Here is a 13,146-nt window from a genome sequence, read left to right as displayed (position 1 = left end):
AGGGACGTGCAGGGGCGCGGTCGGACGAGAAGGCCCGGGCCGTGGAGCGGGCCCGGGCCTGCTTGGAGGATCTCAGGCCCGTGCGGGGCGCGACGTCTCGTCCGCGCCGCCGGAGCCGGGGACGACGGCGGCCTCGGCCTCGTAGGCGGAGTCCTTCTCAGTGGTGGACAGCCGGATCGCGTCCTCGGTGCGCAGCAGGTCGCGGCCGCGGGTCTCGGGGACCAGGAAGGTGGAGGCGGTGGTGATCGCGGCGAGGGTCGCCATGTACAGGCCCAGCACGATCCAGTTGCCGTCGGTCCAGGCCATCAGGGAGGCGCCGAGCACGCCGGCGAGGCCGCCGGCCAGCACCGCGGAGAGCTCGCGGGCCATCGCGACGCCGAGATAGCGGTGACGGTTGCCGAAGAGCTCGGGGAGCATCGCGCACTGCGGGCCGAGCATGGAGTTCACGGCCACGCCGATGCCGATCGCGACCACGGCGATCGAGAGTCCGGTGCTGCCCAGCGACAGCATCCACCAGGCCGGGAAGCTGTAGACCAGCATGAACACGGCGCCGAAGCGGTAGACGGGCACTCGCCCCACCTTGTCGGAGATCGCGCCGGTCAGCGGCACGGAGAAGACGCCGATGAGGCTGCCGAGGGTCACGCCCCAGGCGACGGAGCCGCGGTCCAGGCCGATCGCGGCGGAGGTGACGAAGGCGAGGGAGACGGACTGGAAGAGGTAGGAGCCGCCGTTCTCGGCCATGCGCAGGCCGATGCCGGTGACCACGCCCGGCAGGCCCTTGGTGAAGATGTCGCGCAGCGGCCGCTCGGCGGTCTGCTCGCGCTTCTCGAGGTGCACGAAGGTGGGGGTCTCCTCGAGCTTCGCCCGGATCCACAGCGCCACCAGGATCAGCACCACGGAGGCGAGGAACGGCAGGCGCCAGCCCCAGGAGAGGAACTGCTCCTCGGGCAGCAGCGTCAGTGCGGAGAAGGCGAGGCCGGCCAGCAGGGTGCCGGCCTGGATGCCGACGAAGGGCAGGGCGGAGAAGAAGCCGCGCCGTTTCACGGGGGCGTACTCGGCCATCAGCACGGTGGAGCCGGCCTGTTCGGCGCCCGCGCCGAAGCCCTGGGCGAGCCGCAGGATCACGAGCAGCGCGGGCGCGAGCGCGCCGACGGACTCGTAGGTGGGCAGCACGCCGATGAGCATGGACGAGCCGCCCATCAGCACGATCGTGGTGACCAGCACGAAGCGTCGGCCGACCTTGTCGCCGAGCAGGCCGAAGACGAGGCCGCCGATGGGGCGGGCCGCGAAGCCGACGCCGTAGACGCCGAAGGCGGCGATGAGGGCCATCGCGGGGTTCGACTGGTCGAAGAACAGCTGGTTGAAGACCAGGGCGGTCATCAGGCCGTACATCGCGAAGTCGAAGTACTCCAGCGCGCTGCCGACGCTCGAGGAGAGCGTGGCCCGGCGCAGGTTCGCCTGGTACTCGCGGTCCGCGTCCGCGGCGACCGCATCAGGCGGGGTCGTGGGGCTGGGGGTGGAGCTCATGGGACATCTCCTTCGATGGCTCAGAGAGGGGCCGACGGGCCCCGGGGGTGTTCTGCGCCGGGGTCAGCCGGCGGGTCGGAGGAACGGGTTGGTGAGCTGGGCGGCGACGCCGAGGGCGGCGCGGCCGAGGCGCTCGAGGGTCTGCTCGTCGGCCTCGGCGGCGGGGAGCGCGACGCCGAGGGCGAGGGGCGGGTCGGTGGGTCGCCAGGGCTCCAGCGGCACGGCCACGCCCCAGATCCCCTCCAGCCCGCGGCCGGGGTCGACGGACCAGCCGCGCTCGCGGGTCTCGGCGATCTGGGCGCGGATCTGCTCCGCGGGCGGCAGGTCGGGCGCCTCGGTGCGGGCGATGGCTTCGTCGACGCGGGCGTCGTCCAGTCGCGAGAGCATCGCGAGCCCGGCGCCGGTGGTGACGGCGGCCAGGCGGGAGCCGAGCGGGGTGCCGAGCCGGTGGGCGCGTCCCTCGTGCCGGGCGAGGTAGAGGGAGTACTCCCCGTCGAGCATCGCGACCTGCACGACCTCCCCGCGCAGCACCGGGTCGGCCTCGACGACGCCGTAGAACTCGCGGATCTGGTTGAACTCGTGGGCGAAGGCGCCGCCGAGCTCGGCGGTGCGTCGGCCCAGGCGGTAGCCCGCCTCGACGCGGCGGATCATCCCGCCGTCCTCGAGCACGGCGCAGATGTTGGAGGTGGAGGACTTCGCGGCGCCGAGGGCGCGGGCGAGGTCGGAGAGGGTCAGCGGGGCGCCGCCCGACTGCTCGAGCAGTTCGAGCACGCGCAGCGCGCGGGTGACGGCGGGGGCGGGGTCGCGGGTCGTCTCGGGCATGGTGACCTGCCGGCTCAGTAGAACTCGACGGTGTCGACCCGGTTGGCGAGCGCCTCGCCGTCCAGGAACCGGCGGAGGTTCTCGATGAACTGCGCGACGATCCGCTCCTCCTCGCGCCGGTCGAGCGCCGCGGTGTGCGGGCTGATCAGCACGTTCGGGTGATCCCAGAGGGGGCTGTCGGCGGTGAGCGGCTCGCGGGCGACGACGTCGAGGGCGGCGAAGCCGATCTGGCCGGCCTCGAGGGCGTCCAGCAGCGACAGCTCGTCGACGACGGTGCCGCGGCCGACGTTGACCAGGATCGTCCCGGGCCGGACGGCGCCGAGCACCTCCCGGCCGACGAGGCCGACGGTGGCGTCGGTGCCGGGGAGGGTCACGACGATCGCATCGACGTCGGCGGCCGCACCGGCGAGCTCCTCGATCGGGACGAGCTCGTCGACGCCCTCGACAGGGGCGCCGGAGCGGGTGGTGCCCAGCACGGTCGCGCCGACGGCGTGGAACAGCGCAGCGCAGGCCTTCCCGATCCCGCCGAGGCCGACGACCAGCACCCGCATGGTGTCGAGCTGGCGCATCTCCCAGCGCGGTGACCAGTCGTGGTCGCGCTGCTGGGCGAGGAGGCGGGGCAGGGTCTTCGCGCCGGCGAGCACGCCGAGCAGGGCGAACTCCGCGAGCGGGCCGCCGTGGGTGCCGGCGCTGGTGGTGACGGCGATGCGCTCGAGCTGCTCGGGCGCGAGGCCGGCGGCGCGCAGCTGGGAGCCGCCGCCGGCGGCCATGGTCATCACCCAGCGCAGGCGCGGGTTGGCGCTCGCGGTGCGCGCGAGCTGGGAGGGGTCGACGTCGGGGAGGGAGAAGAGGACGTCGGCGCTGTCGACCATTTCCTCGAAGCGGCGCTGCTGCTCCTCGGTGCGCTGGTGGGCGGGGTCGCCGTCCCAGTCGGCCGGGAAGCGGCGGGGGCGGTAGAGCTCGTGGTCGCGGACCACCTCGACGCGCGGCTCGGCCTGCGCGATGCGGGCGCAGAGCTCCTCGGGGAGGTCCACGCCGATCACGACGCGGGGGCGGGCGGCATCGGCGGGGGCCGACTGCTCGGGGGTGGTCGTCATCGAAGCTCCTTCGCTCGGACGGGACGGTCTGCGGTGACTGCGGGGCGAGCGTACCCCAGATTCAGTGGAGTGAACAGCGTCCAGCCCAGTGGACTGTCGTAGTCTGTCGCCATGCGAATCGATGACGCTTCCTCCACGCTCTCGCCCGCCCGCGCACGCCTGGGGGTGATCGGCCTGGGGTCGATGGGAGAGCCGATGGCCGGCCACCTGCTCGCCGCGCACGGCACCCTCGCGGTGCACTCCCGCACCCGCAAGGCGTCACTGCTCGAGGCCGGTGCGACCTGGACGGACACCCCTCGCGAGCTCGCCGAGCAGGTCGACGCCATCCTCGTGATGCTCCCGGACCTGCCCCAGCTCACCCCGATGCTCGAGGGCCCGGACTCCCTGCTCGCCGCCGGCACGGAGCTGCTGCTCATGATCGGCTCGACGAGCTCCCCGCGCGGGGTGCGCGAGCTCGCGGACCGGCTGGTCGGCGAGACGGGCGGCCGGGTGCGCCTCGTGGACGTGCCGGTCTCCGGCGGCGAGGCCGGGGCGCGGGCGGGGACGCTGTCGATCATGGCCGGCGGTGAGTCGGCCGACGTCGAGCGGGCGCGCACGTTGCTGGACCCCTGCGGGACGGTGCGCCACCTCGGCCCGCTGGGCGCCGGCGAGGTCGCGAAGGCGTGCAACCAGATGATCGTCGGCGCGACGATGATGGCGATCTCCGAGGCGACCGTCCTCGCCGAGCGCAGCGGCATCGCCCCGGCGGACCTGTTCGAGGTGCTCGAGGGCGGCTACGCGGGCTCGACGCTGCTGGCGGACAAGCGCGACAAGCTCGTCACCGGCGACTACTCCCCCGGCGGCATCGCCGCGTACATGACCAAGGACCTCGGCTTCGCGGCCGACGTCGCCGAGGACACCGGCACCTCGCCCGCCCTGCTCGGTGCGCTGCGGGGCGCGTACGACGAGCTGGTCGCGGCGGGCCTCGGCGAGGAGGATCTCTCGGTGGCGCGGCGCTTCGTCGCCGAGCGCGGAGCCTGAGCCGGGCACGGTCCGGGCCTCGACGCTGCACACGCACCGCCCGAACCGCACGCACTCGGCGCACTGATTGCTCGGCGCCCGGACGCCGCCCTACCACGATCGCCTGCCGCCGCCCCACCCCCTCTGTCCCGCGCGGCGGCGCACGGCACACCGATACTGGCCGCATCGGGCGGCCGCACCGCCCGCCCCACGCCCCGACCACCAGGAGGACCCTGTGACCGTCGTGAAGATCAACCGTCTCGCCGTCCCCGCCGGACAGGCGGCCGAGCTCGAGAAGCGCTTCGCCGCCCGGAAGCACTCCGTGGACGGGGCGCCCGGCTTCGAGGGCTTCGAGCTGCTGCGCCCGGTCGCGGGCGAGGAGCGCTACTTCGTCCTGACCCGCTGGGCGGACGAGGAGAGCTTCCGGGCCTGGGCCGACCAGCGCGAGGCCCGGGATCCGTCGACCACGGTCTCCCGGGCCGAGGGGATGCTCGAGTTCGAGGTCGTCGACCTGGAGTGACTCGGGCGCTCGGCCCGCCGTTCCGCCCCTGCCTCTCCACCCTCCCGCCTCGCTCGGCCGACGCGGGGGCGGGGAGAACTCCCCATGGCCTCCTTACCTCCGGGTCTCTAGTCTTCGGAAGCACGGAACACGAGCCTCGGAGGGAAGCAGATGGCGGCGTTCACCGCTGCACTGGACAGCACACTCGTGCGCGATGCCGCCGCACGGGCACGGGACGCCGGTGCGGACCTCAATCCGCTGTGGCGGACCATGATCACCGTCCCCGATGACCCGTCCCCCGGTGCGGCCGAGCACGATCCCGAGCACGAGACGCTCATCCGGCGCGCCCTGACCGCACCGTGCGTGACCGCGGTCAGCGTGACCCCTGCCGACGGTACGCGCATCGAGCTGCAGATCTCCGTCGATGCCGAGGGCGCCGTCGTCTGCGCCCGGCGGGGCGACGGAGCGGCCGGCTGGTCGCCGGTGGACGCGGAGGCGCTCCCGGAGATCGTCGTGTCGATGGCCCCTCCGGGATCCCGCCTGGCGGCCCCGGCGTCCATGACCACTCGCTCGAAGGCCACGCGTCTGCAGTTGAGCAGGGCACAGGTCGAGCAGATCCGCAGCGCCGTCGAGCACGGCGACACCGCCGACAGCGCCATCGCTGCGCTCCCGGATCTCGATCCCGACCTGCGCGATGCGCTGACCAGCACGGGTGATCGCGCGAGCCTCGCGATCCACCTCATCCCGCCCGCTCCGGAGGAGAGCGTGACCCTCCTGCGCCGGTGGACCAGCGGGGAGCAGAGACTCTACAGCGCCGACGGGCCGGCGGGGCCCCTCGCCGGGGTGCACCCGGTCGAGGACGGGGACTTCTTCGGCACCGTGATCCCCCTGCTGCAGGAGGGCGCGAGGATCGCCCGGGCGCACTCGCCGGCCGGAGGTGCGGCATGAGCGGCTTCCAGGGGATGGCCCCGGAGCAGGCGCGCGGCCACGCCGAGCGGCTGCGCACAGGATCTCAGCGGGTCGACGAGATCCATGCCGAGCTCGACGCGTTCGTGCAGGGCGTCGACTGGGTGGGCCCGGACCGTGAGAGCTTCGTCCAGGAATGGGCCGGTCAGGTCGGTCCGCAGGTCAGCTCGCTGTGCGAGCGCCTCCAGGGGCTCGGATTCGATCTCGAGGCGGAGGCCGACCAGCAGGATGCGGCCTCGGAGCCCGGCGGCGACGGCGGCGGCGACCCCGAGAGCCTGCTGCCCGAGAACGTCACCGACTTCCTGGACCGGCTCGACGAGGAGATCCGCGGACTGCCCGAAGGGCTCCAGCGGCTGCTCCCCGACACCCCCTGGGCGGAGATGATCGCGGGCGGCGTCGTCGACCTCGCTGAATGGACCGAGGGCGTCTTCGAGGGCGGCCGCGACGTCCTCAAGGGCCTGCCCGGACCGCTCGGCGACCTCTTCGACGGCCTGCCCGACGGGGACATCGAGATCCTCGACGAGCGCTCCGAGATCGAGCTCGGCGAGGAGCCCCGCCACGTGCAGGACAGCGAGGCCCCGCAGGACCTGGCCGATCTCATCTTCGACAACGACGAGACTCGCCGCGACATCCGGACGGTCCCGCCGGGAGAGGGGTACGACCATCTGGATTCCGCACAGATCCGCATCCAGACCCTCCAGGGCGCCGACGGCACCGAGCGGTACATCGTGCACGTGCCACCGACCCAGGGCGCGGATCTGTGGTCGGAGGAGGGCGGTCTCCCGGGAACCCTCGAGGGATGGAACGGGCAGGGCCAGCCCTTCGGCTGGGCCAACAACATCTACGCGATGGCGGGACGGGAGAATGCCGGGGCGAACGCCGTGACGGCCGCTATGGAGGAGGCCGGGATCCCCCCGGGCTCGGACGTCGCCTTCGTGGCGCACTCCCAGGGCGGTCTGGTCGCCGCGCAGCTGTCCGACGATCCCGCGTTCAACTCCACCACCGGCGCAGCGGGCACCTACAACGTCACCGACATCCTGTCCGTCGGCTCCCCGGTGCAGACCTACACCCCGGCCCAGAGCTCCACCGATGTGCTCAACGTGCAGCATGTCCAGAACGAGGGGACCGACGGTGATTTCGTCCCCACGCTGGACCTCGAGGGGCGCTCCTTCCGACATCCCGGCGGCAATCCGGCGGAGAACGTGCAGGACGTGCACATGCAGACTCCGCACGAGAACCCGGACTTCCCGCAGCAGGACGCGGCCCACAATGCGCACGATTCGGTGCACCGCGACGCGCACGACCCGTCCGTCTACTCGGAGACTTCCGGGTACTACGGCACCCTGCGCGAGCACGGGGACCATCCCGCGCTCGCGGGCAAGGCCGACCGCATGGACGGCCAGTACATCGGGGAGGACGTCGTGCTCGTGGACGACGTGGTCATCGACGCGCGCCGGATCTGACCGGCGCCGCCCGTGCGAGGGCGCTCAGGCCAGTCCGTAGTGCTCGAAGAAGTGGATGAAGCTGAGGGAACCGAACTGGTCGGCGACCTCGCTGCCGAGGAGCTCGCGGGGCTCCACCGTCGAACCGTCCGCGCCGTGCGCCGTGACCAGGACGGTCCGTGACCCGAAGCCCTCGTCCTTCTCGAAGATGTACTCCACGACGCTCCGCCAGACCGGATCCAGGGCGTCCAGGAGCTGCTCCTCGTCCACGTCGAAGCGGATGTCTCCGCGCAGGCTGGTGCGCATGGTCCCGCCGCCGCTGGTCTCCATCTCGGAGGAGGTCACGTGCTCGAACTCCTCCACCGGGTCGTTCAACGAGTCCGTGCGCGACGGCAGCAGACGCCCGCAGCCCGCCAGCGCGGCGATCATGCCCGCAAGTCCTCCGGCCATCAGCACTCGCCTCCGCATCCGCTCCGCCTCTCCTGATCCCACCGCTGCGATTGCTCCAGCATCGCAGATCCTGCCTGCTCCCTCACCGTCGTCGCGTCTCCCCGGTCCGCCCGCTGAGCTCCGGGCCCCGGCGTCCTGCGCACTCAGCGCTCCGCGAGGTACAGCGGCTCGCCGTCGATCGTCTCGATGGAGAACAGGGCAGAGCCCCGCTCACCCTCGGCCAGCTCGAGGGCGACGATCGCGGTCGCCCGGTCACCGTCGGTGAGCGCGCCGATGTCCCGGAGCGGGGCGGCGGTCGCGACGTCGAGGTCCATGTGGCAGCTGACCCAGGACATCGACTCGAGGCAGAGGTAGAGGTCCTCGGTCGGGACCGTGCCGCCGGGACCCGTGTACGCGACGTCGACCGTGGCCAGCACGTATCCCGCGCTCGGGTCGGGCGGGGGGTTCGCGGGGTCGGCGGCGACGGCGGCGTCCGCATCCCAGTCCACATCGGTGACGGTCACCTCGACGACCCCGCCGCTCACCGTCGGCCAGGACAGGGTGTGCTCCCCGAGCACGGCGGGCCGGTCGTAGGTGCCGACGTCCGTGACGACCGCACCGGAGGCATCGGTGACCCTGCCCGGCGTGTACACGCTCGAATACCCGCCGACGGGATCACTCAGCTCGTACGGCGCACCGCCGTAGTAGTAGAACAGCCCGCCGAGGACGAGGAGCAGCGCGAGCACGAGGCCCGACACGGCGAGCGCCAGCGAGGACAGCACGATCGCGACGATCGGCAGCGCGCTGCTCCGGGCACGCTCCGGCGGCGCCGACGGGGGCGGGAGCAGCGAGGGGTCGGACCACGTGTCCACCTGCGCAGGCTCGGCCTGCACAGTGTCGGACTGCGCGGTGTCGGACTGCGCGGTGTCGGCATGCGCGGTATCGGCCTGCGGGTCATCACGCAGCGCGGGCGCGAGCAGCGCCCACGGAGCAGGAGCAGGGTCTGCCGCGCCGTCGGGGGCGAGGGCAGGCAGGGGCTGAGGCGAGGAGCCGTCGGACATCGGTGACCGCCAGGGGTGCAGAAGGGACCAGGAGCCCGCGCTTCCGGTGGCCCGTGCGGCAGCGGTGAACGGAATGTAGCAGGTCGCGCGGCGATTCCCGCTCTCTCGTCACCGACTCGTGACCGTGGGGACCAGGGGGCCGCGTGAGGCGTCCCGCTACGCTCGCCGACATGGCCGCGACATCGCCCGTCCCGGACCCTCCCGGGAGGCTCCGCCGGGTGGGGACGGTCCTCGCGGTGCTCGCCGGCGGGCAGCTGCTCTCCGGCGTGCTCGTGGTGCTGCTCGCCGCTCCCGCCTCGAGGCTCCTCGCCCTCGGAGCGGTGCTGGTCGCTCTCGCGACGTGGCCCGTGGCGGCCTCGACGCTGCATCCGCGAGCCCCTGGTGCGGTGACGGCGGCGGACGCCCTGACCCTGCTCCGCCATCTCGGGGCGGGTGCGCTCGCGGCGGCGACCGTACTGGTCCTCGGAGGGGAGCTGGCCGCACGGTCGTGGCAGCTGGCCGCGCTGATCGCGACGACCCTGGCCACGGACGCCCTGGACGGTCTTGTCGCACGGCGCACCGGGAGCGCCAGTCCGATCGGCGCCCGGATCGACATGGAGGCCGACGCGGCGCTGGTGATGGTGCTGTCGGTGCTCGCCGCGACGGTGGTGGGACCGTGGGCGCTCGCGATCGGGCTGATGCGCTTTGCCTTCGTGGCAGCCTCGTGGGTGCGGCCTGCGTTGCGGCAGCCGCTGGCCTTCAGCCAGTTCCGGCGGCTCGTCGGCGGCGGTCAGGGGGTGGCGCTGCTGATCGCACTGGTCCCCGCCGTCCCCGTCCCGGCGGCGGCCGCGGTGGTCGCCCTCGCCCTGGCCCTGCTCGTGGTCTCCTTCGGACGGGACGTCATCCGCCTCGAGCGTGCGCAGCGGATGGCCCCCCGCTGAGGGGGCGGCGGGTCCACCTCTCCTTCGGCATCCCCCTGTTCGCCCCCGACGGCCTCGGCCGCCTGGGCCTGCCGACGCTGCTGTACGCGCCGCTGGCAGCGCTGGAGCAGTTCCGGCCCGCTGACGAAACCGCCTGTCTCCGGCGCGCCGGCGACGGTGCTCCTGCCGGGACGCGGCCTCAGCCCTCGAGGGTGATCAGTCGCTTCCCTCCGGGCGCGACGATCCGCACCTCGGGGCCGAAGGTCGCGTTCTGCACCTCGTGCGCGAACACGTCGGAGGAGACCATCGCGGCGAGGACGCCGACGCCGCCCGCGCGGAAGAGGAACAGCTGCGTGGAGGACTGGTAGTACTTGCCGTTCAGCAGCGTCGCGCCGGCGGCCTCGTTGACGCGCCCGGCGGGGGTGGTCTCCGGGAACACCATCAGCTCGTCGAACTCGACATCGACCACGTCGGCGAGAGCGCGCTCACCGCCGCCCTCCCACAGAGGACCGATCGCGTCGTCGATCGTGGAGCCCGAGGTCAGCTCGAGCTCGCCGTACGCTTCCGGACGTCCGATCCCACAACCGGTCACCGACGCTCCGGCGACGAGGGCCGCCAGAGCGAGCGCACCGCGTCTGGACGGCCGGAGTCCCCTCCGAGGGCGGCGGATCGAGACGGGACGGACCTGCGAGGCCATGACCGGGCTCCCCTCCCCTGAGCGCACGAGCGGCGGCGGAGCCCCCGCTCCGCCGCCGCATCCTACCGACCTGTCTCGAACAGGCCGCTCACGCGAACGCGCTGGTCCCGGTGATCGAGCGACCCACGATGAGCGACTGCATCGTGTCGGTCCCCTCGTAGGTGTGCAGCGCCTCGATGTCGCTGCGGTGGCGGATCACGCGGTTCTCGAGCAGGATCCCGGAGCCGCCGAGGAGGTCGCGGGCGTTCGAGGCGATCTCGCGGGCGGCGCGGGTGTTGTGCACCTTGGCGAGCGAGGCCTGCTCGGGCCGGATGGTCCCGGCCGCCTCGAGGTCGGCGAGGCGGCGGCAGTACAGCTGCATCGAGGTGAGGGTCTGCAGCATGTCCGAGAGCCGCACCTGGACGTGCTGGGCCTTGGCGAGCGGGCGCCCGAACTGGATGCGAGTGGTGGCGTGCTCGAGCGCGGCCTCGTAGCAGGCGATCGCGTGGCCGAGCGCGCCCCAGGCCACTCCGGCGCGGGTCGCGAAGAGGACCCTGGAGGTGTCCTTGAAGCTCCGCGCCCCGGGCAGCCGCTGGTCGAGCCCCACCCGCACGTCCTTCAGCGTGATGTGGGCCTGGTGGATGGCGCGCAGCGCGACCTTGCCGCGGATCACCTCGGCCTCGTAGCCGGGCAGGGACTGGTCCACGAGGAACCCGCTGACCTGGCCGTGAAGGGCGGGATCCGCTGCGTCATCAATCCGCGCCCACACCACCGAGAGGTGGCAGCCGGCGCCGTTGCCGATCCAGCGCTTCTCGCCCGTCAGCACCCACTCGTCACCCTCGCGGCGGGCGACGGTCTCGAGCGAGACGGAGTCGGAGCCGTGGTCGGGCTCGGTGAGGGCGAAGGCGGCGTGCTCGGCGCCGGTGGCGAGGGAGTCGCCCCAGCGCTGCTTCTGCTCCTCGGAGCCCAGCAGCATGATCGAGCGCAGCGCGAGCCCGCCCTGCACACCGACCATGGTGCCGACGCTGCCGTCGAGGCGGGAGAGCTCCATGTTCACCAGGCCCGTCGCGAGCGGGGAGAGGGTGCGATGGCCGGGCACGTCCAGGCCGTCGGTGAGCAGGTCGAGCTCGCCGAGGCGGGCGACGAGCTCGATCGGGTACTCGCCGCGGTCCCACCAGTCGTTGATCCGCGGCAGGACCTCGTCGGCGAGCGAGCGGGCATCGGCCCAGGCCCTCAGGTCCTCGCCCTCGACGTCCTGGAAGAGCGCGAAGTGGTCCGCGGTCGCGGGCAGGAGCGTCTCGGGGGTGGCGGCCGACGCGTCGGGCGCGGAGACGACGGCGCGGTCGGTGACCACCGACTCGACGCGGTCGCGGTTCTCGTCGGTGCCGGGGTTGCCGCCGAGGGAGATGTGGCCGGGCGCTGGGGCGTCCCAGCTGCTGGTGTCGGTGGTGGTGCGGGTGTCGTTGCTGGTCATCACTTGATCCTCTCGACGATGAGGGCCATGCCCTGGCCGCCGCCGACGCAGAGGGTGGCGAGGCCGTAGCGGCCATCGCGCTCGGCGAGGCCGTTCAGGAGCGTGGTGGTGAGTCGGGCGCCGGTGGAGCCCCAGGGGTGGCCGAGCGCGATCGCCCCGCCGTGGACGTTGAGCTTGTCGTGGTCGATGCCGAGGTCCTCCGCGGAGGGGAGCACCTGGGCGGCGAAGGCCTCGTTCAGCTCGACGAGGTCGATGTCCTCGATGGTGAGGCCGGCGAGGTCGAGGGCCTTCTTCGTCGCCTCGACGGGACCGAGGCCCATGATCTCGGGGCTGAGCCCGGAGACGCCGGTGGCGACGACGCGGGCGAGCGGGGTGATGCCCAGCTCTTTCGCATACGTTGCTTCCATCAGCACGAGCGCCGCGGCGCCGTCGTTCAGGGGGCAGCAGTTGCCGGCGGTGACGGTCCCCTCAGGACGGAAGACGGGGTCGAGACCGGCGACGGCCTCGTAGGTGACGCCGGCGCGCGGGGAGTCGTCGGTGTCGACGACGGTGCCGTCGGGGAGGGCGATCGGGGTGATCTCGCGGGCGAAGAAGCCGGAGGCCTGCGCGGCCTCGGCCCGGTTCTGGGAGGCGACGGCGAACTCGTCCTGCGCCTGACGGGTCACACCGCGCAGCTCGGCGACGTTCTCGGCGGTCTGGCCCATCTGGATGTACGCGTCGGGCAGCTCGCCGTCCTCGCGCGGATCGTGCCAGGGGGCGGGGATCTCGCGGGAGGCGCGCTTGTCGGTGCGCTCCCACGCGGCCTTGAACTGCGGGTCGCGGGCGTCCTCCTCCATGAGCTTGCCGGTGCTCAGCGAGATCGACTCGACGCCGGCGGAGATCACGGCACGCGCCTCGCCGGAGGCGATCGCGTGGAAGGCGGCGCGGGTGGTCTGGATGGAGGAGGCGCAGAAGCGGGTGACGGTCGCGCCGGGCACGGTGTCCAGGCCGAGCTTCACGGCGACGGTGCGGGCGAGGTTCCCGCCCTGGTAGCCCTCGGGGATCGCGCATCCCAGCTGCAGGTCGTCGATGGTGGCGGGGTCGAGCTGCGGGACCTGGTCGAGGGCGGCGCGGATGGTCTGCGCGGCGAGATCGTCGGGCCGGACGTCCTTCAGCGAGCCCTTGCGGGCGCGCCCGATGGGTGAGCGGGTGGCGGCGACGATGACGGCTTCGGGCACGGGTTCCTCCTGGGACGGCGGTGTCTTCGGGCGGCCCG

General features: G+C 73.0%; 13 protein-coding genes. 5 read left to right on the top strand and 8 right to left on the bottom strand.

The window, feature by feature from the left end:
- Positions 1-72: 72 nt before the first annotated feature.
- The 3 genes from DEU31_RS01335 to DEU31_RS01325 all read right to left on the bottom strand — a co-directional run bounded on the left by DEU31_RS01335 (position 73) and on the right by DEU31_RS01325 (position 3,446).
- Positions 73-1,527: an MFS transporter gene (locus tag DEU31_RS01335; RefSeq protein WP_133675201.1), complete on the bottom strand. Its 1,455-nt coding sequence runs from the start codon at positions 1,525-1,527 to the stop codon at positions 73-75.
- A 63-nt stretch (positions 1,528-1,590) separates the two neighbouring features.
- Complete coding sequence (locus tag DEU31_RS01330; RefSeq protein WP_133675199.1) at positions 1,591-2,349, bottom strand: IclR family transcriptional regulator; 759 nt, start codon at positions 2,347-2,349, stop codon at positions 1,591-1,593.
- 14 nt (positions 2,350-2,363) lie between these two features.
- The gene (locus DEU31_RS01325) at positions 2,364-3,446 is read right to left on the bottom strand and encodes a D-2-hydroxyacid dehydrogenase (protein WP_010549166.1); all 1,083 of its coding nucleotides are present in this window, start codon (positions 3,444-3,446) and stop codon (positions 2,364-2,366) included.
- Between the two features lie 111 nt (positions 3,447-3,557).
- On the opposite strand from DEU31_RS01325, the gene DEU31_RS01320 reads away from it, so the two are divergent.
- The 4 genes from DEU31_RS01320 to DEU31_RS01305 all read left to right on the top strand — a co-directional run bounded on the left by DEU31_RS01320 (position 3,558) and on the right by DEU31_RS01305 (position 7,373).
- Positions 3,558-4,466, top strand: coding sequence for an NAD(P)-dependent oxidoreductase (locus DEU31_RS01320; RefSeq protein WP_010549165.1), 909 nt, complete (start codon positions 3,558-3,560; stop codon positions 4,464-4,466).
- 214 nt (positions 4,467-4,680) lie between these two features.
- The gene (locus DEU31_RS01315) at positions 4,681-4,965 is read left to right on the top strand and encodes an antibiotic biosynthesis monooxygenase (RefSeq protein ID WP_133675197.1); all 285 of its coding nucleotides are present in this window, start codon (positions 4,681-4,683) and stop codon (positions 4,963-4,965) included.
- Positions 4,966-5,115: 150 nt separating this feature from the next.
- A complete protein-coding gene (locus DEU31_RS01310) occupies positions 5,116-5,892 on the top strand; it encodes a hypothetical protein (protein ID WP_133675195.1) in 777 nt (258 codons plus the stop codon).
- On the top strand, positions 5,889-7,373 hold the full coding sequence (locus DEU31_RS01305) for a WXG100 family type VII secretion target (RefSeq protein ID WP_010549162.1): 1,485 nt from the start codon (positions 5,889-5,891) through the stop codon (positions 7,371-7,373). Before DEU31_RS01310 ends, DEU31_RS01305 begins: the two co-directional genes overlap by 4 nt.
- A 24-nt stretch (positions 7,374-7,397) precedes the next feature.
- Here DEU31_RS01305 and DEU31_RS01300 read toward each other — a convergent pair whose 3' ends face one another.
- On the bottom strand, positions 7,398-7,781 hold the full coding sequence (locus tag DEU31_RS01300; RefSeq protein ID WP_010549161.1) for a hypothetical protein: 384 nt from the start codon (positions 7,779-7,781) through the stop codon (positions 7,398-7,400).
- 164 nt (positions 7,782-7,945) lie between these two features.
- Entirely contained in the window at positions 7,946-8,842 is an 897-nt protein-coding gene (locus tag DEU31_RS01295; protein ID WP_010549160.1) for a hypothetical protein, read from the bottom strand.
- A 170-nt stretch (positions 8,843-9,012) separates the two neighbouring features.
- Here DEU31_RS01295 and DEU31_RS01290 point away from each other — a divergent pair, with 170 nt between their 5' ends.
- On the top strand, positions 9,013-9,762 hold the full coding sequence (locus tag DEU31_RS01290) for a CDP-alcohol phosphatidyltransferase family protein (protein WP_083839969.1): 750 nt from the start codon (positions 9,013-9,015) through the stop codon (positions 9,760-9,762).
- 178 nt (positions 9,763-9,940) lie between these two features.
- On the opposite strand, the gene DEU31_RS01285 is transcribed toward DEU31_RS01290, so the two are convergent.
- The 3 genes from DEU31_RS01285 to DEU31_RS01275 all read right to left on the bottom strand — a co-directional run bounded on the left by DEU31_RS01285 (position 9,941) and on the right by DEU31_RS01275 (position 13,108).
- The gene (locus tag DEU31_RS01285; RefSeq protein ID WP_243733662.1) at positions 9,941-10,333 is read right to left on the bottom strand and encodes a hypothetical protein; all 393 of its coding nucleotides are present in this window, start codon (positions 10,331-10,333) and stop codon (positions 9,941-9,943) included.
- A 193-nt stretch (positions 10,334-10,526) separates the two neighbouring features.
- Complete coding sequence (locus tag DEU31_RS01280) at positions 10,527-11,891, bottom strand: acyl-CoA dehydrogenase family protein (RefSeq protein WP_133675191.1); 1,365 nt, start codon at positions 11,889-11,891, stop codon at positions 10,527-10,529.
- Positions 11,891-13,108: an acetyl-CoA C-acetyltransferase gene (locus DEU31_RS01275; RefSeq protein ID WP_133675189.1), complete on the bottom strand. Its 1,218-nt coding sequence runs from the start codon at positions 13,106-13,108 to the stop codon at positions 11,891-11,893. Before DEU31_RS01275 ends, DEU31_RS01280 begins: the two co-directional genes overlap by 1 nt.
- Positions 13,109-13,146 lie beyond the last annotated feature (38 nt).

Source organism: Brachybacterium sp. AG952 (assembly GCF_004362645.1).
GTDB lineage: Bacteria > Actinomycetota > Actinomycetes > Actinomycetales > Dermabacteraceae > Brachybacterium > Brachybacterium conglomeratum.
The sequence above is the reverse complement of the archived record's forward strand: the minus strand, read 5'-3'. Positions and strand labels throughout refer to the sequence as shown.

Coding starts and splice junctions, on each gene's coding strand:
- DEU31_RS01335 (WP_133675201.1), bottom strand. CDS start 1,527: ATGAGCTCCACCCCCAGCCCCACGACCCCGCCTGATGCGGTCGCCGCG.
- DEU31_RS01330 (WP_133675199.1), bottom strand. CDS start 2,349: ATGCCCGAGACGACCCGCGACCCCGCCCCCGCCGTCACCCGCGCGCTG.
- DEU31_RS01325 (WP_010549166.1), bottom strand. CDS start 3,446: ATGACGACCACCCCCGAGCAGTCGGCCCCCGCCGATGCCGCCCGCCCC.
- DEU31_RS01320 (WP_010549165.1), top strand. CDS start 3,558: ATGCGAATCGATGACGCTTCCTCCACGCTCTCGCCCGCCCGCGCACGC.
- DEU31_RS01310 (WP_133675195.1), top strand. CDS start 5,116: ATGGCGGCGTTCACCGCTGCACTGGACAGCACACTCGTGCGCGATGCC.
- DEU31_RS01305 (WP_010549162.1), top strand. CDS start 5,889: ATGAGCGGCTTCCAGGGGATGGCCCCGGAGCAGGCGCGCGGCCACGCC.
- DEU31_RS01300 (WP_010549161.1), bottom strand. CDS start 7,781: ATGATCGCCGCGCTGGCGGGCTGCGGGCGTCTGCTGCCGTCGCGCACG.
- DEU31_RS01295 (WP_010549160.1), bottom strand. CDS start 8,842: ATGTCCGACGGCTCCTCGCCTCAGCCCCTGCCTGCCCTCGCCCCCGAC.
- DEU31_RS01290 (WP_083839969.1), top strand. CDS start 9,013: ATGGCCGCGACATCGCCCGTCCCGGACCCTCCCGGGAGGCTCCGCCGG.
- DEU31_RS01280 (WP_133675191.1), bottom strand. CDS start 11,891: ATGACCAGCAACGACACCCGCACCACCACCGACACCAGCAGCTGGGAC.